Raw genomic sequence first — 21,297 nt, 5'->3', positions numbered from 1 at the left:
TAAGTGTTGTCGAAGCGGCCGATGAAACCGCCCTATGGCGCCCCCGTCAACTGTTCGCAGGGTGCGCGCCGCACACTCAAGTAGGGGCGGATGAGCGGCCACCGGCTCAGTGGAACCACAGGAGGTTCACCGCCGTCCGGCAGAGCACGAACGGCCGCTCGTCCGCCCGCGCGAGGCTGATGGCGGCGAGCCCCACGAGCAGCGCGACTCCGGCGAGCCCCGCGCCCAGCAGTCCGAATCCGGTCCCCGCCAGCCGTCGGCCGCCCAGGAAGGCCACGAGGGTCCCGATGAGGGCGAAGGGGAGCGCGTCGGCCGTCGCGATCACGAGCGAGCGGGAGGGCACGCACGGCGGTAGCGGCGGGGGCGACATGAGCGTGGTCACGACTCCGGCGTTCGACACCGCCGCTTGCGGCCGAGCGATTGCTCGGCTGCGCCGGGGGCCGAGTAGCTGGCGGCGCAGCCACCAGCCGCGCGGCCCCTTTCCAAAGCGTTTTCTCCGGCCGGCGGGGACGGGCGGGTATGGACGGAGGCGGCGGTTCGAGCGACATGACCCTCGCGTTCGAGTTGGCGGCCCTGAAGCGGCTGGCCGAGCCGGACGCCGTCTTCTCGGACGCGCGCACGTGGAGCAAGTACGTCGGCGTGGTCTCGGAGGAGCCGACCTACGTGGTGACGAACTTCACCCGGAAGAACCGCATCCGACAGGACTTCTTCTCCGGCCCCCGGGGCCGCGAGGAGTCCCTCGAGAACGTCAAACAGCAGTTCGACACGGACCGGCACGTCTTCGTCGGCACGAGCGACGAGGACGCCGACCTCGCCGACCGCGTCGGGTGGGAGTACCTCCCCGTCGAGCAGGCCGCCGACGCGGCGGGCTGGGAACTCGGTGAGCCGGACACCGAGAGCGGATCGGCCGAGTCGACCGAGGACGACCGCGACGACTGGCCCTGACGTGCCCGACGACAGCCGCGGTGACCCCATCGACCGGGCGCCGGACGGCGACAGTGACAACCGACCCGATACCGACACCAGCGGCGGGACCGTCCCCGACCGGCTCCTGGTCGGCGACGCGCTCGGCGGTGCCGCGCGACGCCTCGGCCGACCGGCGGGACTCGCGCTCCTGGTCGGGTACCTGTTCGTGGGCTTCGCGGGCGCCGTCGCGACGACCAGCCTGTTCGCGGCGGCCACCCCGCGGATCCGGGCGTTCGTCATCGAGAACTCCGCAGCGACCCCGGCGGACTTCCCGCCGCTGGCCGACCCGTCACCGCTCGCGCTCCCGGTCGAGCCGAGCACGGCCGTCGGACTGGTGCTCGTGACCGCGCTGCTCGCCGAGACCCTCAACGTGTTCGCCATCCGGGTCTTCGTGCGGGACGCACGCGCGTTCCCGCGCGAGGCGCTCGCCGGGCTCACGGCCCGCTCGTTCGTCTCGTTCGTGGCGAACTCGCTGGCGGCCGTCGCCGTCTTCGTCGGCTTCCTCGCGTTCCTCCTGCCGGGCATCTTCCTCGCGGTGGCGTTCTACCAGGTGCGGGCCGTCGTCGCGGTCGAGGGCGCCGGCATCGTCCCCGCGCTCCGGCGCTCCTGGCGACTGGTCGCCGGACACCGCCTCCGGGTGCTGTTCGTCCTGCTGGTCGTGGTTCTGGTCGGGCAGGTCGCCACCCTCCCCGGGAGCCTTATCGGGATCACGCCGCTGGGCGAGACCACCGCGGCCGCGCTCGGGGTCGTCCTCGGCGCGCTCGTCACGGCGTTCGGCGCCGCCGTCGCCGCGCGGGTGTACGTCCAGCTCGTCGGCCTGGAGGCCGCCGAGACGACCACGACCGGGTCAGCCGACCGTGGCGACGCCGAGGGTGACGACGACGAGCCCATCGGCGCCCTCTCACCCGAGGAGATCGACGAGCGGTTCGGCGGCCGGGACTGAGGACCACCCCGTGCTGCCGGGTCGACGCCCCCGTGTGAACACAAGACATATCGCCGCGGGCGTTGACTTCCCCAGTATACCACTCCTACCATGAACGAGGTTCAACTGGAGGTGGCGAAGGCGTACCCCAACGACTCGGGGCGCGGCATCGCACGCCTCGACCCGGACACGCTGCTGCACCTGAAGCTCAGCCCAGGTGACATCATCGAGATCGAGGGGGGCGACCGGACCGCGGCGAAGGTCTGGCGCGCCGACCGCCAGGACTGGAACACGGACACCGTCCGCATCGACGGGTTCACGCGCCAGAACGCCGACGTCGGCATCGGCGAGCGCGTCGAGATCCGCAAGGCCGAGGCCACCAAGGCCGACCGCCTCGTCCTGGCGCCGCCGGAGGAGGCGAGCGTCCAGTTCGGCTCCGACGCCGCCGGCATGGTCAAACGCCAGATCCTCAAGCGACCCGTCGTCGAACACGACATCGTCCCGGTGATGTCCTCGACCAACCACCCATTCATGCGGTCGCCCGGCCAGGCGATCCCACTCATCGCGGTCGAGACGGACCCGGAGGGCGTCGTGCTCGTCACCGAGGACACCGAGGTCGAGCTCCGCGAGGAGCCCATCTCCGGCTTCGAGAAGACCGGCGGCGGCATCACGTACGAGGACATCGGCGGCCTCTCGAACGAGATCCAGCGCGTCCGCGAGATGGTCGAGCTGCCGATGAAGCACCCGCAGATCTTCAAGAAGCTCGGCATCGAGCCACCCCAGGGGGTGCTACTCCACGGGCCGCCCGGCACCGGGAAGACCCTGCTGGCGAAGGCGGTCGCCAACGAGACCTCCGCGAGCTTCTTCTCCATCGCGGGCCCGGAGATCATCTCGAAGTACTACGGCGAGTCCGAACAGCAGCTCCGGGAGATCTTCGAGGACGCCTCCGAGGAGAGCCCCTCCATCATCTTCATCGACGAGCTCGACTCCATCGCGCCCAAGCGCGAGGACGTGACCGGCGAGGTCGAGCGCCGCGTCGTCGCACAGCTGCTGACGATGATGGACGGCCTCGAGTCGCGCGGCCAGGTCATCGTCATCGCCGCGACGAACCGCGTCGACAGCGTGGATCCCGCGCTCCGTCGGCCGGGGCGGTTCGACCGCGAGATCGAGATCGGCGTCCCGGACGAGACCGGACGGAAGGAGATCCTCCAGATCCACACCCGCGGGATGCCCCTCTCGGACGACGTCTCGCTGGATCACATGGCCGACGAGACCCACGGCTTCGTCGGTGCCGACATCGAGAGCCTCACCAAGGAGGCCGCGATGAAGGCGCTCCGGCGCTACCTCCCCGAGATCGACCTCGACGAGGAGGACATCCCGCCGAGCCTCATCGACCGGATGATCATCAAACGCGACGACTTCCGCGGGGCCTTGAACGAGGTCTCGCCGTCGGCGATGCGCGAGGTCCTCGTCGAACTCCCGAAGGTCACCTGGGACGACGTCGGTGGCCTGGACGAGGCCAAGGGCCAGGTCCAGGAGTCCATCGAGTGGCCGATGACCCAGCGCGAGAAGTTCACCCGGATGGGGGTCGAACCACCTGCCGGCGTCCTCCTGTACGGCCCGCCCGGCACCGGGAAGACGCTGATGGCGAAGGCCGTGGCCAACGAGACCAACGCCAACTTCATCTCGGTGCGTGGCCCACAGCTCCTCTCGAAGTGGGTCGGCGAGTCCGAGAAGGCCATCCGGCAGACGTTCCGGAAGGCCCGGCAGGTGGCCCCGACGGTCATCTTCTTCGACGAACTCGACTCGCTGGCGCCCGGCCGCGGCGGCGATGTCGGCTCGAACGTCTCCGAGCGCGTCGTCAACCAGCTCCTCACCGAGCTGGACGGGCTGGAGGAGATGGGCGACGTGATGGTCATCGGCGCGACCAACCGCCCGGACATGATCGACCCGGCACTCATCCGGTCGGGCCGGTTCGACCGGCTGGTCTACATCGGCGAGCCCGAGGTCGACGGCCGCGAGCAGATCTTCCGCATCCACACGGACGATACGCCGCTTTCGCCGGACGTCTCGCTGCGGGAACTCGCGGAACTGACCGAGGGCTACGTCGGCTCCGACATCGAGTCCATCGCCCGCGAGGCCGCCATCGAGGCGCTCCGCGAGAGCGACGACGCCGATATCGTAGAGATGCGCCACTTCCGGCAGGCGCTCGAGTCCGTGCGCCCGACCATCAACGAGGACATCCGCGACTACTACGACCGCATCGAGGACGACTTCAAGGGCGGCGGCGCCGACACGAGTCCACGGAAGGGCGGCGGTCGCATCGGGTTCCAGTAGACCGGACGGCTCTCCCGCAGAACCCCACAGTGCGGCGTTTTCCCCGTATTTCGGGTTACTCTCGTCGTGCACCGGGCGTCGAAGAATCGGTTCCGGAGGACCGGACCGCCTACGCTGCGGCCTCGGACTTCGTCGGCTCCTCACCCTTCGGCGGTGACGCCGCCACCTTGTAGACGGCGTACAGCATCCAGATGAGCAGTCCGAGGAGGATGATGTACGACCGGACCTCGAGCGGAACGAGCGCCTCGTGGACGATCTGTCCCTCGCCGTCGACCGGGTGTGGTGACCCGGCGATGACCTCGAGCAGGCCGATGACCACCGTCCCGAGGACCACGAGGCCACCGCCGCCGTACGCCGCGACCTTGTCCGCCGTGTCGAGTTCACTCATACTGTCTCACCCTACGAGGTACCGCAGCCGCGGATTGTTCCGTACGAGATCCGACTTCGCGAGGTACGCGTCGACGCCGAGGACGCGGCCGGCGCCGAGCGTGGCGATCATGGCGAAGATGAGCAGGCCCAGCAGTTCGCCCGTGATGACGCCGTGGGACCAGCCACCGGTCTCGCCGTTGATGAAGTAGAAGAACGCCATCAGGAAGGCGCCGAAGAACGACGCCAGCCGCGTCAGCGCGCCGAGGACGAGCCCCAGCCCGATGAGCACCTGGCCGACCGGGATGGCGACGTTGACGAACGCGAGGAGTGCGCCGTCGGCGAACAGGGTCACGATGGGGCCGAGGCTCGTCCCCTGCGCGGCGCCGCCGACGAACCAGCCCGCGTTGAACGGCCAGGCCAGGAACTTATCGAGTCCCGCATGGAGCATCCACCACCCCACCCCGAGCCGCATGATCACCAGCCAGTACGCCAGCCACGGTTCGGAGATGGAGAACGAGACCTCCCGTCCGAGCAGTTGTGTCTCCACGTTGGATGTCATGGTAGCACACCTCACTCGGGGGCGCGACGGTAGAGGTGATAAAATTTGCCCCCATTCCGGTTCAGACACAGATATTGCCACAGATCGCTCGGTTCTTTGCTTACCGGGTCGGTTTCGGCGGCGGTTCGGGCATGGGGTCCCGGCCACGCGCGTTCGACCCCGTCGCCGGGCGCCGACGCGAACACTCGGACTTTTCACCAGCCACCACCGAAACGGACCCAATGAACGAGGAGGCGGGGCCGAACCCGGATCCCGAGGCCCCAGCGGTGAGCCGCCGCGAGAAGGTCGCAGCGGTTCGTGCCGTCGCCGCATATCGGCCGCTGACGACCGTCGCGGTCGTCGTGCTGGCGGTCGTCGCCGCCGTCCTCTCCGGGGTCGGTGCGGGCTTCATCCTCCCCATCATCGAGCTGGCCCAGGGGACCAGCAGCGACACGACCGGCATCCTCGCGGCGTTCGTCGCCACCTACGACCTGCTCGGCGTGCCGCTGACGCTGGAGACCGCCGTCGCGGGGGTCGCCGTGGTGATGACGGCCCGGCACGCAGCCTCCTTCGTCGTCGCCTACCTCCGGGCCGTCCTCCAGACCGCCTACGTCCGCGACCTCCAGACCCGCGCGTTCGACCGGGCGCTGGACGCACGGGTGGGCTACTACGACCGGAACGGCTCCGACGAGATCCTGAACGCCATCGTCACGCAGGCCCGCTACGCGGGCGGGTTCATCAAGAACGGGACACGGCTGCTGGAGGCGGCGCTCGTCTCGGCCGCCTACCTCGGGCTGGCGCTGTACCTCGCGCCACAGCTGACCCTCCTGACGGGGGTCGTCCTCGGCGGGACGACGCTCGTGGTGCGGACGCGGTTCGAGTCCGGCTACGAGGTCGGCGACCGCATCGCCGCCGCCAACGAGCGCGTCCAGGAATCGGTACAGGCGGGCACCCAGGGCATCCGGGACGTGAAGCTGTTCGGCGTCGCCGGGGAACTGTTCGAGGACTTCGTCGAGGCGGTGGACACGTACGCCCGGGCGAACGTGCTCCTCCGACGGAACCAGGCGGCGTTCAGGGAGATCTACCAGTGGGTCAGCGCGCTCACCGTCTTCGGCCTGCTGTACCTGGGACTCGCCGTGTTCGGCCTCCCCGTCTCCCGCCTGGCGGTGTTCCTGTTCGCGATGTTCCGGCTCGCACCGAAGGTCTCGGACGTGAACGACCTCTACTACCGCGCGGAGGGTGACCTCCCCCACGTGGTCCGGATGGAGCGGTTCGTGGACTCACTGGAGGCCAGCGCCGAACGGGAAGGCGGCGACCCCGTCCCGACGCCGGTCGACGAACTCGCCTTCGACGACATCGTCTTCTCCTACCCGGGGAGCGACGAGCGGGTCCTCGACGGCGTCTCCTTCGGCTTCGAGCGCGGCGAGTTCGTCGCGTTCGTGGGGCAGTCCGGCGCCGGGAAGTCCACGGTCGTCTCGCTGCTGACTCGGCTGTACGAGCCGGATTCGGGCGCGATCCGCGCCGACGGGACGGACATCCGCACGTTCGACCGCCGCGAGTGGCGCTCGCGGGTCAGCGTCGTCCGCCAGCAGCCCTGGATCTTCAACGACACCCTCCGGTACAACCTGACCGTCGGCAACCGGGACGCCACGGACGCAGAGGTCCGGCACGTCTGCGAGGTCGCGCAGGTCACGGAGTTCGCCGACGACCTGCCCGCCGGCCTCGAGACGCAACTCGGTGACGACGGCGTCCGGCTCTCGGGCGGCCAGCGCCAGCGCGTCGCCATCGCCCGCGCGCTCCTGAAGGAGGCCGACGTGCTCGTCCTCGACGAGGCCACGTCGGACCTCGACACCGGCCTGGAGGAGCGTGTCCACACCGCCATCGAGGAGATGGAGCGCGACTACGCCATCGTCGCCATCGCGCACCGGCTCTCGACGGTCGTGGGCGCCGACCGCATCTACGCGCTCGATGACGGCCGCATCGCCGAGGCCGGCCCGCACGAGGAACTGCTCGCGCAGGACGGCCAGTACGCCGACCTCTATGCGACCCAGGCCGAGGCGGGCGTCACGGGCGAGGCCCGTGCGGAGACGGATGGCGGCGGGGATGCGGGCGGGACGGAGTAGCGTGCCGGCCACGCCCCGCCTGCCGGCGAACGGTAGCCTCTTGCCGCGCGCGGGCGCCGACCGGACATGGCTATCGAGCGGCTCGCGCTCCTCCTCGGTCGTGACCACCTCCGCGACTGGCTGGCCGACGCCCTCGTCGAGACCGCCCGCCGGACCGACGCCCGCGTCACGCTCGTCGTCCGCACGGACACGGACGGGCACGACCCCGGGCCGGGCGGGCGCGTCGACATCCCGGACCTGGCACGCGGCCCGGAGATGGAGCGCCGGTTCGTCTCGCTCGACCCCGTCGACGACGGCCCGGGCGTCCGCTTCCCGCCCGACGCGGTCGACCGCATCGCCGCCACCGACGTGGCGCTCCAGAACGGCGTCGGCATCCTCGCGGGCGACGTGCTGACCGCGCCCGAGTACGGCGTCCTCTCCTACCACCACGGCGATATCCGGCGGTACCGCGGCGTCTACACGCACCTCTGGAACTATCTCGACCGCGTGGAGACGGGTGGGGTGACGCTGCTCCAGTTGACCGAGGACCTGGACGCCGGCGCCATCGCCGCCGAGCGCGAGGTCGACCTCGCTGACTGCCTGACGTGGTCGGAACTCGAGGGGCGCAAGCACCGCGCGGGCGTCCCGCTCGTGGCCGACGCCGTCGAGCGGTTCGACGCCGGCCGCGAGCCGGAGACGGTGCCCGAGGCCGAGCTGGGACGGATGTACTACTCCTCGGACGTGACCCTCGGCGTCGTCGCGACGTACGTCGTGCTGGAGACGGCGAAGACGACGCTCAACCGGGTGCAGAACGCGCGGGGACTGGTCCGCATATGGCAGGATAATCGTTGAAGTCGAGATATACATCCCGAATATCCCCCACAGATCCAGGATCGGTCAAGGAACATCGAACCCGGCCACCCGGGCAGCCAGCATCAACTCGCCGTTCAGGTCGCTCATGTTCCAGCGCCAGCGCCGGAACGGCAGGCCCGCGTCGACCCGCGGCACCAGGGCTGGGTCCTCGCTGCCCAGCAGCGGCCGCCGGGACTCGTTCATCGTCGCGATCTCGTGGGTCTCGCGGACGATGGGGACCGAGGTGTCGTTGAAGCCCCCGTTCGGGTAGCAGAAGCGGTCGCACTCGATGCCGAACCGCTCCTCGAGGTCGCGCTGGGCGCCGACGACCTCCTCGCGGATGATGTCGCGGTCGTGGTGGGCGCCCACGTTGTGATGGGTCCGGGTGTGGTTCCCGACGGTCACGAGCGGGTCGTCGGCCAGTTCGAGCACCTGGTCGCTGGTCAGCACATCGAACATGTGACCGGTGTTCATCACCTGCTCGCGGGGGCAGGCGTTGTCCAGCAGCGCCGGGCAGACGAACACCGTCGCGGGCACCTCGAACTCGTGGAGCAGCGGACGAACCTCGGTGTAGAAGTCCCGGTAGCCGTCGTCGAAGGTGAGCGCGACGTGCTTGCGGCCGACGCCGCGGCCGTCGTTCAACCGGACGTCCGGCAGGTCGACCACCTCGAAGTTGCCGGTGAGGTACTCGAGGTGGGACCGGAACTCCTCGACGGCCACGTCCGAGGTCCCGGGTCGGCACTCGTCGGCCGGTCGGACGGAGTGGTACATCAGCACCGCGCTCCGGTGGCGGTAGTCCGGCCGGTCGAGGCGGGCGGTCATCCCCAGCCGGGCGAGCAGTTCCTGGCCGAACCGTCCCACCGACATGCGTGAGGGTGCGTCGGGAGCGGACTTAACTCCGGCTCTCGTCGTCGGGTGTCCCCGACACTCCTGCCGGCCCGTCGTCCGCGACCCGGCGGTACGCGCGGGCGACCGTCTCGTGGAGCGCCAGCGGAACGCGACGGTCGACCGCCCGGAGGACGCGCCCGGCAAGCGCCTCGGGGCCGGACGCCCGGAGGTCGGCGACCGTCGCCTCGGCGTCGGCCCGGCGGGCGGTCGCCCGGTCGGCGAGCGGCGTCTCCGCCCCGAGTTTGTAGTCGACGAACCGGACGAACGCCTCGCGCGAGCGCAGGTCGTTCGTGTTTCCCGAGCGCATCGATCCGGGCAGCGTGACCGTGTGGCTCCCCAGCTTGAACGCCAGGTCCGTCGTCTCCAGGTCCCCCTCGTACGGGCGGCCGAGGTCGGCGTACACCTCGCGGACCCGCTCCTCGAAGACGGGGCCGGTGAACTCCTCGACCAGTTCACGGCGGAGCGGCTCCGCGTCGAAGGATGGCACGTCGCCCTCGGCGAGCGCCTGGAAGGCGTCGGCCGCCTCGTCCACGTCGCCGAACTGGAGCGAGTTCGTCCCGTCGAGTTTGTCCCGGCCGCCGCCCTTCAGGTCCTCGTGGACGACGACGGGGGTGCCACAGCAGAGCGCCTCGTGGACCACCTTCGACTGCCCCTCCTCGCGCGAGAACAGCGTGAACCCGCGCGAGGCGTTGTAGAGGTACGGGAACACCTCGTTCGGGATGGGGTGGAGCGGCCGGTCGCCGAACGACGCCTCGACGGGTACCCCGAGGTCGATACGCTCGCGCTCGGCGTCGGTGAAGTCGGCCTCGTACTTCTCGAAGAACTCGGTGTCCCAGTAGCCGGTCAGCTCGTCGGGCGGTTCCGGGATCGCACAGACGAGCAGGACGTCGAGGTCGACACCGCGGTCGAAGCACTCGCGGACGGCGTCGAGCAGTTCCGAGTACCGCTTGACCGTGATGGGGTGGCCGACGCTGAACACGTCCCACTGCTGGGGCACGTCCATCGGCCGGAAACGCGAGGGCGTGAAGTCCCGCGAGCACAGCTCGATGAGCCGCGGGTCGGCGCCGGGTGCCCAGTCCACCGTCCCGGGACAAGCCATCTGGAAGTCGACGTACGGCGTCTCGCCCACGTCGGCGTGGTAGGCCCCCCACTGCATCCCGAGGACGTAGCGCTCCTTCAGCGCGACGAGCCGCCGGGCAAGCGGCTCCGGCGGGTCGAAGAAGTAGGGGCGCTCCTTGTGGGTGAACATCAACAGCCCCGGTGACCCCTCCACCGGCGGCTTCAGCTCGTACACCATTGGCGGTGCTGGGGACGGCGTCGGCAAAACGCTGCTCACTCGTGTCGCCCGGCGGTCGGCCCGCGAGCGGTCGCCGGCCCCCGGGTCAGAACCCGAAGATCGGGACGAACCGGAACGTGAGGTACGCTCCGGCCGTGGCGATGGCGGGGACGACGTTCTGCATCAGGACGACCCGGGCGGTCGTCGCGGGGTTGAACAGGTCGCCCGCGTCGGTCCGCTCCGGTGACTCCTCGCCGATGGGTGGCAGTTCCTCGCCCTCCTCGTCGGCGGCGAGCGCGTCGACCGACACCCGGGGTGGGTCGTCGGCGGTGACCGCCTCCGGGACGGTCATCGGCCGGGTCGCCCGACCCCAGCCCAGCCCGATGATGGAGACGGTCGCGATGACGACGAAGCTCGCGGGGATGCCGAGCCAGGAGAGGAACACCACCAGCGTCGAGCTGACCGACGCGACCACGATGGCGGCCGTCAGCGGCAGCTCCGTGATGTCGCTCCCCATCGTCTCGAGCGTGCGGCGGGCGATGGTGAACGCGCCGATGGCGACGGCGATGCCGCCGAAGATGATGGCCGGGTTCATCGCCAGCTCATCGCTCCCGACCAGCGGCGCGACGGCGTTGGCGATGTTGGAGGTGCCGGAGCTGAACGCCATCAGGCAGCCGATGGCGACCACCGTCGCGGTCCCGTACAGCTCCCGGCGATTGGTCGTCCGGTGAACGCTGGGGATGGGTATCGGTCCCGAGCGGTCGATATCGAACAGCGGGCCGGTGCTGCGCTCCATCGCGACGATGCGGTTGAGTCGGGCGTAGAAGTACCGGCCGATGATGAGCGACACCCAGAACCCGATGATCGGCGAGACGACCCACCAGATGACGATCTCGCCCATGACGGCGAGGTCCAGCACGCCGCCCGCGAGCCCCAGACCCGCGATGGCGCCGACGGCCGTCATCGAGGTCGAGGCCGGCACGCCGAAGATGTTCCCCATCAGCAGCGCGACGCCGATGAAGAACAGGACCGTGATGGACGCCTCCAGCGTGAACACCCCGGGGTCCGAGACCAGTTCGGTGCCGAGCTTCGTCACGACGTTCCGCCCGATGGTCCACGCGCCGGCGAAGAAGAAGACGGCCATCAGCGCCGCGGCGGCCGTCTTCGAGATGGCGTCCGCGCCGACGGCCGGCCCGAACGCTGGCCCGGTCGTCGACCCACCGATGTTGTACGCGACGAACATCGAGACGAGGACGCCGACGACGAGCAGCGGGTCGACCATCAGGTGTCCTCCGGGTCGTCCGCGTCTTCGTCAGTCTCGTCGGCGGTTTCCCCGTCCGAAGCATCCGACTCGTCGTCCTCCTCGTCGGCGACGTCCTCGTCGGCGGCGTCCTCGTCGTCAGTCGCCTCCTCGTCGTCCCACACCTCCCGCTCGTCCTCGTCCTCCCAGTCGCCGTCGGCGGCCTGGTCCTCCCACACCTCCTCTTCGGTCCGATCCTCCCACTCCCCGGATTTCGATTCCACCTGGGCCCCCAGCGTCTCCTCCACCGTCGTCTCGACCGTCTCGCCGACCTTCTCCTCGACTGTCTCGTCCACCGTCTTCTCCACCGTCTCTTCCACCGTCTTCTCTACCGTCTCGCCGACCTTCTCCTCGACTGTCTCGTCCACCGTCTTCTCTACCGTCTCTCCAACTGTCTCTTCAACTGTCTCCTCCACCGTCTTCTCTACCGTCTCTCCAACTGTCTCTTCAACTGTCTCCTCCACCGTCTTCTCTACCGTCTCCCCGACCGTCTCTTCCACCGTCTCGTCGACGGTCTTCTCTACCGTCTCCCCGACCGTCTCTTCCACCGTCTTCTCTACCGTCTCGCCGACCTTCTCATCGACCGTCTCCTCCACCGTCTTCTCAACTGTCTCGCCGACGGTCTCCTCGACGGTTTCACCGACGGTCTCTTCGACCGTCTCCTCCACCGTCTCACCGACTTTCTCCTCGACCGTCTCCTCCACCGTCTCACCGACTTTCTCCTCGACCGTCTCCTCCACGGTCTCCTCGACGGTTTCGCCAACGGTCTCGTCGACTGTCTTCTCGACCGTCTCATCCACGGTCTTCTCAACCGTCTCCTCCACCGTCTCGCCGACGGTCTCCTCGACGGTCTTCTCGACGGTCTTCTCCACCGTCTCGTCGACAGTCTCGTCCACGGTCTTCTCCACCGTCTCGTCAACGGTCTCCTCGACCGTCTCGCTCACCGTCTCGTCGACCGTCTCCTCGACGGTCCGCTGGACCTCCGTGGTCATCCAGTCCGGGTCGAACCGCGCCATCTTCCAGACCACGTGCAGGACGAACGAGAGCAGGACGCCGAAGCCGAACGCCAGTCCGATGGCGTTCCCGGCGACCACGATGAGTCCAACCGAGGCCGCGATGAGCAGGCCGTAGGTCAGGTCGACGATGGAGTCGACCCGGCTCGGGTTCACAGGTCCCCCGGGCTGGACCCGGGTCGGTCGCTGACGAGAGAACGCTGCCCCACATCGGATACGAAAGAGAACATGTGTATCCATCGTTACCCACCGTCGAGTCAAGAGTCTTCGCAAGGATGGACCGGAGGGCGGCGGTTCCGGACCGGCGCCAGCTACAGCACGTACCGCTCGCCGTCGAGCGCCAGCGGCTCCTCGAACGCCTCCTCGGCGGGAACGAAGTGCGAGACGTGGACGATGCGGGTCTCGTCGGCACCGAGGTCTCGGCCGAGGCGCTCGGCCCCCTCGAAGGTCATGTGCTTCGTGCCGAAGGTCATGAACTCGCCGTCGACCTCGTCGGAGCCGCCGAGGGGGTGGTACTCGCAGAGGTGCGCCGGGACGATGCCGTCGACCAGCAGCAGGTCCGGGTCGCGCAGCACCTCGAGCGATTCGTCGGGGATGTCGTAGCCCGTATCACCCGAGAGCGAGAGCTTCGCGCCCGTCTCGGGGTCCTCGATGGCGAGCCCGTAGCAGACCAGCGGCGGGTGGTCGACCGGAACGAGCGTCACCTCCAGCCCACAGGCCTCGAAGGGCTCGAACGGCGTCCGTGGCTCGACGACGACGGTGTCGAGGTAGTCGTAGCGTCGGCGGACCGTGCCGGCGACGCTCTCGCCCGTCTCCGGATCGCGCTCGTCGGCGGCGTGGACCGGGACCTCCGGGAACAGCCGGTAGGCGTTGCCCAGCCCGTCGAGGTGGTCGAAGTGGATGTGGCTGATGACGACCTCGTTGGGCAGGTCGACGTCGTGGTCGAGGAACTGCTGGCGCAGGTCCGGGCTGGCGTCGACCAGCAGCGACTCGCCGGTGCGCTCGTTGTGGACGTGGACGGAGAAGCGCGACCGCTCGACGCCGCGCTCGCGGGCCGCCTCGCACGTGTCACACGCGCATCCGGGGGTCGGCGTGCCGGTCGTGTCGCCGGTTCCGAGGAGGGTGACCTCCATCGACTCGTTCGAGGGCGCGTCGGGGCAAAAGGGCCGCGGTGGGGCGACCGGGGCGACAGTCGGCGTCCCTACTCGGAGGACGCCTCGACCTCGGTCGACTCGTGGGTGTGGTCGTGGTCCGAGTGGTCGTGGTCGTGGTCGTGCGAGGCCCCCTCGCCGTTCTCGCTCCCCTCCGAGCGGGTTCCCTTCCAGTTGTCGAAGTCGTCCATGTTCTTCAGGTTGTCACGCTCCTCGAACCCCTCGACGGCCTTCCGGAGGTCAGCCTGGGTGAGCGTGGTTCGCTCCTCGGTCAGCGCGTCCAGGACGGCCTCCCGGAGGACGAGCCGGAGGTCGCTGCCCGTCAGGCCCTCCGTGAGTTCTGCGACCTCGTGGGGGTCGAAGTCCTCGATCTCCATCCGCCGGGTGACCACGTCGAGGATGTCCGCGCGCATCCCGCGGTCGGGTTTGGGGAAGTTCACGATCTCGTCGAAGCGGCGCCACGCGGCCGCGTCGAGCTGGTCGGGATGGTTGGTCGCGCCGATGAGGAGCACGTCGTCCTGGATGAGGCTCACCTCGTCGATGGACTTCAGGAGCGTGTTGACCGCGCGCTTGATGGCGGCGTGCTCGTCCGAGGAGCGCGTCTTCGCGACGAAGTCGAACTCGTCCATGAACAGGATACAGGGCGAGAGCCGCTTGGCCACCTCGAACGTCTTGTCGACGTTCTTGGCCGTCTCGCCGAGGTACTGGCTGGTGATCATCGACAGTTTGACCTCGACGAACGGGAGTTCGAGTTCCCGGGCGAGCGCCCGCGCGACGCTGGTCTTGCCCGTGCCCGGCGGGCCGACGAACAGGAGCTTGCCGATCTCGCGCAGGCCGATCTCCGCGAGGTAGTCGCGGTGCTCGATGGCCTTGACGACCTTCTCGATCTCGTCCTCCTGGTCCTCCGTGAGGACGAGGTCGTTCATCGTGATCTCGACCTCCTCCGGGGCCTTCACCTCGACGAGGTCGAGCATCTCCTCGTCGTCCTCGTCGAACATCTCGTCCAGCAGGGAGTCGATCCAGACGCGGTCGGCGTGGACCGGGCGGTTCGTCTCCCGGGCGTGCTCGTAGTCGATGCCCTCCATCCGGTCCTCGAAGTGCGAGGCGAGCGTGGGGTTGTCCTGGATGCGGCTCTCCTCGACGCGCTGGACGTACCACGACTCCGCCATGTCCCGGTCCGAGAGGTCGAGGGTGCCCGAGAAGTCGTCGCGCTCGGTGAACATCAGCCCGGAGACGGCCTCCCACGGGCGGTCGACGCCGGTCGCGGCGGCGGCGGTGTTCCCCGTCGTCGCCAGCGGCCGTTCGATCTCGCCCTCCGACCAGAACACTCGCCGATACCGTGGTGGCAGGTCGCGCTCGTCGAGGCTACCGTTCTCCGTGTAGATGGCTGCGGTGAGGAGAAACTCGACGACATCGAGTTCGGGGCTGCTCATTCTCGGGAGAGTTCGGGTGGAAGGGACATAAGCCGTTCGAGACGCGCGATGTTCGCGGCGAGCCGGGGGCGACCCCGGTCGGATACCGTCGTCCCGGGAGAGCGACCCGGAGCGATGCGGGTTACGCGCGCCGCGTCACGCCATCGCCAGTCCCTGCTCTGCCTCGAGCAGTTCGTGGTAGCGGTTGCGGATGGTGACCTCGGAGATGTCGGCGACCTCGCCGACCTCGCTCTGGGTCACCTTCTCGTTCGTCAGGAGCGAGGCGGCGTAGACGGCGGCGGCCGCCAGCCCGACCGGCGACTTCCCGGAGTGGATGCCGGCCTCCTTCGCGTTCGAGAGGAGTTCGCGGGCTCGCCCCGCGGCCTCCTCGCTCAACTCGAGGTCCGACGCGAACCGGGGGACGTAGCTCTCGGGATCCGCTGGGGCGATCTCCAGGCCGAGTTCGCGTGCGACGTAGCGGTAGGTCCGGGCAATCTCGTCCTTCTCGACGCGGCAGACGCCCGCCACCTCGTCGAGCGAGCGGGGAACACCGGCCTGCCGGGCGGCCGCGTACAGCGCGCTCGTCGAGACGCCCTCGATGGAGCGGCCGGGCAGCAGGTTCTCGTCGAGCGCGCGGCGGTAGATGACGCTCGCGGTCTCGCGGACGTTGTCCGGCAGCCCGAGCGCGCTGGCCATGCGGTCGATCTCGCCGAGTGCCTGCTTGAGGTTGCGCTCCTTCGAGTCGCGGGTGCGGAAGCGCTCGTTCCACTTGCGCAGGCGCTGCATCTTCTGGCGCTGCTGGCTGGACAGGCTGTTGCCGTAGGCGTCCTTGTCGCGCCAGTCGATGTTGGTCGAGAGCCCCTTGTCGTGCATCATGTTCGTTGTCGGGGCGCCGACCCGGCTCTTCTCGTCCTTCTCCTGGGCGTCGAACGCGCGCCACTCCGGCCCGCGGTCGATGTTGTCCTCGTCGACCACCAGGCCGCAGTCCTGGCAGACGACCTCTCCGTGCTCCGTGTCGTTGGCGAGCTTGCCACCACACTCCGGGCAGCCGTGTGTCTCGTCGGTCTCCTCGGCCTCCGTCTCGGTGGGGTCCCACTCGCGGGTGCTGATTCGTTCGCTCATTGGTTGGTGCGAGCGACGGCCGGGCAGGCACCCAGCCGTCTCGTTGTCCCCAGTTACTACCGAAAACTGTTATTTAGTAGTGTCGAGTTTCGATTGAAATTCTCGATTACTATCACCGAGTAGAGAGATGTGTCCGAGGCCCAGTTCTCCGTCTCTTTCCACAGAATGGTGCAGACCTCCAGAGAAACGGAGTTGATTCCGGATAGATACCGCCAGATGGTAGGGAGTTCCATCGGCGGGGAACCGTCCCGGTTCGGTGTCAACCGACCGTACAATCCCCGGGCAGTTGACTGAAGGGGCAGTTTCTCGACGCGCGTTCAGCCGTCTCTGGCCACCGGCTCGTCGCTCTCGACCTCGACATCGGCGGACTCCTCGACGGCCTGCGTGAGCGAGACGTTGAGCAGCAATGTCGAGGCGACGCCGCCGATGACCGTGACCACGTTCTTGACGGCGTGGTCGACGACGGCGATGGCCAGCGCCACCGCGGCCGTCAGCTGGACGCCCGCGAGTGCCGGCGTCAGCACCACCACGAGCAGGGTGAACGCGCCCTCGTACAGCCCGATTCCCCCCGGCGACAGCGGGAGGACCTTCGCCAGGTTCCCGACGCTGACCGCGAAGAACGAGAGCGCGACCAGCGGCACCAGCGGCACCGCCGGGACGCCCCCGGTCGCGGTGAACGCCCGGAACACGAGGATGGCGGTGACGACGTCGAGCGTCCAGATCGCGAGCGACGCGCCACCGACCCGGAGGAAGGCGTCGCGGTCGGCGGCCACCGTCTGTACGTCGGTGACGAACCGGCCGACGGCGTCGACGACGTACTCGACGTACGAGTCGTCGCTCACGCGCTCGAACAGCCCGCGGACGAGGTCACGGTCCGAGCGGGCGCTGGCGACGATGACGGCGACCGCGGCGACCGCGGCGAGCCCGACGCCAGCGGCCACGAGCAGCGCCGTCCGACCGCTGGCGACCACGTCGTTCGACGCCCCCGACAGCGACGGGTCCAGCCCCACGGCCGCGAAGCCGAGCAGGACCGTCCCGGCGAGCGCTGTGATGGTCAGCAGGTCGAACACGCGCTCGATGGCCAGCGACGCGAACCCGCTGGGGTACGGGACCCCCCGCCGTGCCTTCACCACGTACGCGCGGACGGCGTCGCCCGCCCGGGCCGGGAACACGAGGTTGCCGGTCTGCGAGATGAAGACGGCGCCGGTGAGGAACCCGAGGTCGCCGTCGTACCCCAGTTCCGCGAGGATGTCGCGGTAGCGCGCCCCCCGGAGCGGCCAGGAGAGCGCGTAGACGACCGCCGACAGCGCCACGAGCCAGGGGTCCGCGTTCCCGATGGCATCCAGCACCGCACGCGGGTCGAGGTAGACGGTCATCAGCGCCAGCGCCGCGACGACCAGCAGCGTCCCCGCGGCCAGCGCGACCCGTCGGCTGGCGCGGGGTCGCACCGAGAACTCCCACCAGACCCGGAGGATCTGGCTCCCCATCCCGAACACGTCCCGGACGAGGTCGACCTTGGTGTCACCCTTCGGCGTCCAACTCACCGGGAACTCCTTCACGCGGTAGCCGCCGCGCTGGGCCCGCACCAGTACCTCCGTGTCCCAGAACCAGTGGTCGTCGGCCACGTCGTCCAGCAGGTCGAACAGCGCCTCCCGGTCGAAGGCCTTGAAGCCGCACTGGTGGTCGTACAGGTCCGAGCGGAGGAACAGGCGGACGAGCGTGTTGAAGCCGGTGGAGGCGACGCCGCGCTCGGGCTCGCGGTCCTGCTTCTCGCCGGGCATCCGGCGCGAGCCCGTGACCACGTCGTACCCCTCGGAGCGGACGCTCTCGACCAGCTCCTCCAGGTGGCGCATGTCCGTCGCCAGGTCCGTGTCGAAGTAGACCAGCGTCTCGCCGTCCGCGGCGCGGAACGCCCGCTCCAGCGCGCCCCCTCGCCCCAGCCGCTCGTCGCTGTGGAAGTGCCTGACCCGCGGGTCCGCCTCGGCCATCCGCGAGGCGATCTCCGGTGTGCGGTCCTCGCAGCCGTCCTCGGCCACGATGACCTCGAACGAATCGTCCGGCAGGAAGGAGGTGAGCGTCTCTATCGTCACCTCCACGGTGTGCTCGATGGTGTCCTCCTCGTTGTACGCCGGGAGGACGACGCTCACCTCGACACTCATTGCTCGTGGGTTGTCACGACGACCTAAGTGGTTTCCTCTCCGGGGCGTTCGAGCGCCCGTTCGGTCGCAGCGACGAGGTCGCGGACCACCTCGGCCGCCGGCCGGACCTCGTCGGTCAGTCCTGCGCTCTGCCCGGCGTACTGGGCCCAGGCCTCCGTGTCGCCGGTCGCGCCGCCGACGGGGAGGTCGTCGCCGTACCGTTCGACCGACTGCCCGCCGGGATACGCGCCGACGATGTCGTCCTCGCCGGGCCGCTCGCCGCTCGGGGGGCGGCCCGCCTCGGCCCAGGTCTCGACGGTGCTGTTCGCCAGCACCCGATGCTGGCGACCCGGCCACCCCTTGTCGAACAGGTCGGTTCGGATCGTGTCGGTGGCCTCGGCCGCCGCGACCCGCTCGCGGTAGTCGTCGACCACGTTCGCCTCCTCGGTGGCGACGAAGCGCGTTCCCAGCCAGGCACCGTCGGCGCCGAGTGCCAGGGCCGCCGCGATTCCGCGCCCGTCGGCGATGCCGCCCGCGGCGACCACGGGCACGTCGACGGCGTCGACGACCCGCGGGACGAGCGGCATCGTCGCCACGTCGCTCTGGAGATGCCCGCCCGCCTCCCAGCCCTGGGCGACGACGACGTCGACCCCGGCAGCCGCCGCGGAGCGGGCCTCGTCCGCCGTCCCGACGGTCGCGAGGGCCACCGCGCCGGCATCGTGGATGCGCTCGACGTGTGGCGCCGGGTCGCCGAACGACAGCGAGACGACCTCGGCGCCGGCGTCGAGTACCGCATCCAGGTGGGTCTCGGTGGGGTGGTGGGTGGTCCGGTCGTCCAGCGCGAGATTGACCGCGACGGCGCCGTCGGTGGCGGCCAGGGTCTCCTCGATGACCGCTCGCGTCCCGTCGAGCGAGCGCCAGGTCACCGCCAGATGGCCGAGCCCGCCGGCCTCGGCGACGGCCGCGGCCAGTTCGGGGCAGGTCGCGCTCCCGATGGGCGCCTGGACGACCGGCTGCTCGACACCGAGCACGTCGTGGAGGGCAGTCCGCATACGTGCTGCTGCTGGAGCGGCGGCCTAATCCTTTCGCTGGGGTGGCCTGTCCCCCTGCCGCTCCCTGCCGGCCCCGGATGCCGCCTCAGTCCGCGCCGGCGGGCGGTTGCGCAGTCGCGAACCGCGAGAGGTCCGTCTCGACGTGGTGCCCCGCGTCACCCACCGAGTCGAACGGCCGATTCACCACGATGTCGCCCGCACGCTGCTTCCCGATGCCCGGAATCGCCGTCAGCTCGTCCATCGACGCGCTGTTCACGTCCAGCGGGTGCGGGACGCCCGTCACCGACCGGTAGCCGTGGTCGGTGATGGCCACGTCGAGCGTCCGCCCGAGTTCGCGCTCGCCGGGGATGGCCACCAGCAGCGGGTAGGTCCCCAGCTGCCGGCCGAACGTCCGCCCGTCCTGGTGGTACTCCAGGTGGACGTCGGGCAGCACGGTCCCGGGCGGGGCCACTCGCTGGAGCATCGGGTTGTCGATCTCCTCGCGGATCTCGGATTTGTACTCCTGGAACTGCTCCTTGTGGGCGTGCGCGACCGACGCGCCCGTCTCGGCCATCTCCGTCCCCTCGAACGCCATCACCTGCCGGATGTTCACCCGCCGGAGCATCAGCCCCGCGTCCATCACGCGCTGCAGGAACTCGCGGTTGTGCTCGTAGGTCTCCATCCGCTCGCCCTTCAGCCCGTGGAGGAGATTGATGCCCGGCAGGAGTTTCGGCAGCCGACGCGCGGCATCGGCGCCGTGGTTGGGCGCCGACTCGCGATTGCCGCCGGGCCGCCACCCCGCCGCCTCGTTGACGATCTTCACCGCCTGGAAGCACTCCTCGGCGGTGACGTTCAGGTTGTTCTCCTCCTGGACGAGGGGGTCTGCGGATTCCAGCCCGAACGCGGCCGTGTCGCCGGGCGTGTTGTGCTCGGCGATGACCTCGATGCCCGCTCGCGCCTTCTCCGGCCACTCGACGACCGTGATGGGGTTCATATTGTCGAGGTGGAGCGTGTCGAGGTCGGGCGCGACCTCGCGGATGCCGCCGTACAGCTCCCGCAGCGCCTCGGGGTTGGGCTTCTCCCCGTCGCCCCCGTACGCGAGGATATCGGCCTGCCGGCCCAGTCGGAAGTCCGTGATGCCGTGCTCGTACAGCGCCTCGACCTCGCCGGTCACGGTGTCGACCGTGCGGAACGAGGGGTCGCCGTACATCGGCTCCGTGCAGAACGAACAGCGGTAGGGACAGCCCCGCGAGGTCTCGAGTTCCGCGATGATGTACTCGGGATGGTTCGGGTGCTGCTCGACGACGAACGCGCCCTCCCGGGCCCAGCGGCCGATCTCCTCGTTCGAGCGGTAGCGGTTCTCGAACCCCTCCAGCCCGTTGTGCGCGAGGTCGTACGCCGCCGCCTCCACGTCGGCCATCGCGAGGAAGTCGAAGTCGAGGTCGTCGCGCGCGGTCTCCGTGGCACCCTCGTTGGCCTCGCCGACGCCGAACCGGACGGGGCCGCCGATGAGACTTGTCCCGTCGGCGACCCACGCCAGTTCACGCACCTCGTCCGGTTCCGCGGGCGTGCCGCCGACGTACTTCCCGGGGACGGTCATGCCGCCGAGGTAGATCATCAGGTCGGCCTCGGCCACGTCGCGCCAGCGGGAGCGTTCCTCGCGCAGCGCGTCGATGGTGTGGTACGTGATGTTCTCGCGGTCGACCCCGGCGTCGACCAGCGCGCCCGCCGTGTACCGCGGATACGTCGAGATGTACGGCGGTACGCCGAAGTGGGCCGGCTCGTCGACGTAGCCGTCCACCAGCGTCACCTCGCAGTCGGCGGGGTCCTTCATTGGGGGGACATATCGTGTGGAGAGACAAGAGCGTGACTACCCGGTA

The 21,297-nt window shown here is 69.5% G+C and carries 17 protein-coding genes and 1 pseudogene; 5 read left to right on the top strand and 13 right to left on the bottom strand.

The genetic code is table 11. From position 1 onward, the window contains the following. Positions 1 to 106 precede the first annotated feature (106 nt). Complete coding sequence (locus P2T62_RS04860) at positions 107 to 343, bottom strand: hypothetical protein (protein WP_276260361.1); 237 nt, start codon at positions 341 to 343, stop codon at positions 107 to 109. A gap of 176 nt (positions 344 to 519) precedes the next feature. On the opposite strand from P2T62_RS04860, the gene P2T62_RS04855 reads away from it, so the two are divergent. From P2T62_RS04855 to P2T62_RS04845, 3 genes are all read left to right on the top strand, one after another. Next, positions 520 to 945 carry a DUF7124 domain-containing protein gene (locus P2T62_RS04855; RefSeq protein ID WP_276260360.1) on the top strand — a complete coding sequence of 142 codons (426 nt, stop codon included), beginning with the start codon at positions 520 to 522 and terminating at the stop codon, positions 943 to 945. A 1-nt stretch (position 946) separates the two neighbouring features. Further along, a complete protein-coding gene (locus tag P2T62_RS04850; protein WP_276260359.1) occupies positions 947 to 1,909 on the top strand; it encodes a DUF7847 domain-containing protein in 963 nt (320 codons plus the stop codon). Positions 1,910 to 1,999: 90 nt separating this feature from the next. Further along, entirely contained in the window at positions 2,000 to 4,225 is a 2,226-nt protein-coding gene (locus P2T62_RS04845; RefSeq protein ID WP_276260358.1) for a CDC48 family AAA ATPase, read from the top strand. A gap of 109 nt (positions 4,226 to 4,334) precedes the next feature. Here the strand turns inward: P2T62_RS04845 and P2T62_RS04840 are convergent, their stop codons facing one another. Together P2T62_RS04840 and P2T62_RS04835 are read right to left on the bottom strand one after the other, a co-directional pair. Further along, positions 4,335 to 4,613 (bottom strand): hypothetical protein, encoded by a 279-nt coding sequence (locus P2T62_RS04840; RefSeq protein ID WP_276260357.1) that lies wholly within the window; start codon positions 4,611 to 4,613, stop codon positions 4,335 to 4,337. 6 nt (positions 4,614 to 4,619) lie between these two features. Then, positions 4,620 to 5,153: a DoxX family protein gene (locus P2T62_RS04835; RefSeq protein WP_276260356.1), complete on the bottom strand. Its 534-nt coding sequence runs from the start codon at positions 5,151 to 5,153 to the stop codon at positions 4,620 to 4,622. Positions 5,154 to 5,374: 221 nt separating this feature from the next. Here P2T62_RS04835 and P2T62_RS04830 point away from each other — a divergent pair, with 221 nt between their 5' ends. Together P2T62_RS04830 and P2T62_RS04825 are read left to right on the top strand one after the other, a co-directional pair. Next, positions 5,375 to 7,255, top strand: coding sequence for an ABC transporter ATP-binding protein (locus P2T62_RS04830; RefSeq protein WP_276260355.1), 1,881 nt, complete (start codon positions 5,375 to 5,377; stop codon positions 7,253 to 7,255). A 66-nt stretch (positions 7,256 to 7,321) separates the two neighbouring features. Next, positions 7,322 to 8,086, top strand: coding sequence for a formyltransferase family protein (locus tag P2T62_RS04825; RefSeq protein WP_276260354.1), 765 nt, complete (start codon positions 7,322 to 7,324; stop codon positions 8,084 to 8,086). 45 nt (positions 8,087 to 8,131) lie between these two features. Here P2T62_RS04825 and P2T62_RS04820 read toward each other — a convergent pair whose 3' ends face one another. From P2T62_RS04820 to P2T62_RS04775, 10 genes and pseudogenes are all read right to left on the bottom strand, one after another. After that, positions 8,132 to 8,953, bottom strand: a complete 822-nt coding sequence (locus P2T62_RS04820) for a polysaccharide deacetylase family protein (RefSeq protein ID WP_276260353.1) — start codon at positions 8,951 to 8,953, stop codon at positions 8,132 to 8,134. 25 nt (positions 8,954 to 8,978) lie between these two features. Then, on the bottom strand, positions 8,979 to 10,271 hold the full coding sequence (locus P2T62_RS04815; protein WP_276260352.1) for a glycosyltransferase family protein: 1,293 nt from the start codon (positions 10,269 to 10,271) through the stop codon (positions 8,979 to 8,981). Between the two features lie 85 nt (positions 10,272 to 10,356). Further along, complete coding sequence (locus tag P2T62_RS04810) at positions 10,357 to 11,532, bottom strand: inorganic phosphate transporter (protein WP_276260351.1); 1,176 nt, start codon at positions 11,530 to 11,532, stop codon at positions 10,357 to 10,359. Further along, positions 11,532 to 12,644: a DUF445 family protein gene (locus tag P2T62_RS04805; RefSeq protein WP_276260350.1), complete on the bottom strand. Its 1,113-nt coding sequence runs from the start codon at positions 12,642 to 12,644 to the stop codon at positions 11,532 to 11,534. Before P2T62_RS04805 ends, P2T62_RS04810 begins: the two co-directional genes overlap by 1 nt. 230 nt (positions 12,645 to 12,874) lie before the next feature. Then, the gene (locus P2T62_RS04800) at positions 12,875 to 13,696 is read right to left on the bottom strand and encodes an MBL fold metallo-hydrolase (protein ID WP_276260349.1); all 822 of its coding nucleotides are present in this window, start codon (positions 13,694 to 13,696) and stop codon (positions 12,875 to 12,877) included. A gap of 68 nt (positions 13,697 to 13,764) precedes the next feature. Beyond that, positions 13,765 to 15,147: an ATP-binding protein gene (locus P2T62_RS04795; protein ID WP_276260348.1), complete on the bottom strand. Its 1,383-nt coding sequence runs from the start codon at positions 15,145 to 15,147 to the stop codon at positions 13,765 to 13,767. Between the two features lie 135 nt (positions 15,148 to 15,282). Continuing rightward, positions 15,283 to 16,248 carry a transcription initiation factor IIB gene (locus P2T62_RS04790; RefSeq protein ID WP_276260347.1) on the bottom strand — a complete coding sequence of 322 codons (966 nt, stop codon included), beginning with the start codon at positions 16,246 to 16,248 and terminating at the stop codon, positions 15,283 to 15,285. 317 nt (positions 16,249 to 16,565) lie between these two features. Further along, positions 16,566 to 18,407, bottom strand: a complete 1,842-nt coding sequence (locus P2T62_RS04785; RefSeq protein WP_276260346.1) for a flippase-like domain-containing protein — start codon at positions 18,405 to 18,407, stop codon at positions 16,566 to 16,568. Between the two features lie 23 nt (positions 18,408 to 18,430). Beyond that, positions 18,431 to 19,456: pseudogene (locus tag P2T62_RS04780) on the bottom strand (NAD(P)H-dependent flavin oxidoreductase); the annotation flags it as partial. A 67-nt stretch (positions 19,457 to 19,523) separates the two neighbouring features. Beyond that, positions 19,524 to 21,251, bottom strand: a complete 1,728-nt coding sequence (locus P2T62_RS04775; RefSeq protein ID WP_276260345.1) for a radical SAM protein — start codon at positions 21,249 to 21,251, stop codon at positions 19,524 to 19,526. Between the last annotated feature and the right edge of the window lie 46 nt (positions 21,252 to 21,297).

The organism is Haloglomus litoreum, assembly GCF_029338515.1.
In the GTDB taxonomy this organism is placed as follows: domain Archaea; phylum Halobacteriota; class Halobacteria; order Halobacteriales; family Haloarculaceae; genus Haloglomus; species Haloglomus litoreum.
Note: the sequence above shows the minus strand (reverse complement) of the source record. Positions and strands in the feature narration are given on the sequence as shown.

Excerpts from the sequence above, each read along its gene's own strand:
- P2T62_RS04775 (WP_276260345.1), bottom strand. The coding sequence starts at position 21,251 with ATGAAGGACCCCGCCGACTGCGAGGTGACGCTGGTGGACGGCTACGTC.
- P2T62_RS04795 (WP_276260348.1), bottom strand. The coding sequence starts at position 15,147 with ATGAGCAGCCCCGAACTCGATGTCGTCGAGTTTCTCCTCACCGCAGCC.
- P2T62_RS04815 (WP_276260352.1), bottom strand. The coding sequence starts at position 10,271 with ATGGTGTACGAGCTGAAGCCGCCGGTGGAGGGGTCACCGGGGCTGTTG.
- P2T62_RS04855 (WP_276260360.1), top strand. The coding sequence starts at position 520 with ATGGACGGAGGCGGCGGTTCGAGCGACATGACCCTCGCGTTCGAGTTG.
- P2T62_RS04840 (WP_276260357.1), bottom strand. The coding sequence starts at position 4,613 with ATGAGTGAACTCGACACGGCGGACAAGGTCGCGGCGTACGGCGGCGGT.
- P2T62_RS04830 (WP_276260355.1), top strand. The coding sequence starts at position 5,375 with ATGAACGAGGAGGCGGGGCCGAACCCGGATCCCGAGGCCCCAGCGGTG.
- P2T62_RS04800 (WP_276260349.1), bottom strand. The coding sequence starts at position 13,696 with ATGGAGGTCACCCTCCTCGGAACCGGCGACACGACCGGCACGCCGACC.
- P2T62_RS04810 (WP_276260351.1), bottom strand. The coding sequence starts at position 11,532 with ATGGTCGACCCGCTGCTCGTCGTCGGCGTCCTCGTCTCGATGTTCGTC.
- P2T62_RS04845 (WP_276260358.1), top strand. The coding sequence starts at position 2,000 with ATGAACGAGGTTCAACTGGAGGTGGCGAAGGCGTACCCCAACGACTCG.
- P2T62_RS04825 (WP_276260354.1), top strand. The coding sequence starts at position 7,322 with ATGGCTATCGAGCGGCTCGCGCTCCTCCTCGGTCGTGACCACCTCCGC.
- P2T62_RS04785 (WP_276260346.1), bottom strand. The coding sequence starts at position 18,407 with ATGAGTGTCGAGGTGAGCGTCGTCCTCCCGGCGTACAACGAGGAGGAC.
- P2T62_RS04820 (WP_276260353.1), bottom strand. The coding sequence starts at position 8,953 with ATGTCGGTGGGACGGTTCGGCCAGGAACTGCTCGCCCGGCTGGGGATG.
- P2T62_RS04835 (WP_276260356.1), bottom strand. The coding sequence starts at position 5,153 with ATGACATCCAACGTGGAGACACAACTGCTCGGACGGGAGGTCTCGTTC.
- P2T62_RS04790 (WP_276260347.1), bottom strand. The coding sequence starts at position 16,248 with ATGAGCGAACGAATCAGCACCCGCGAGTGGGACCCCACCGAGACGGAG.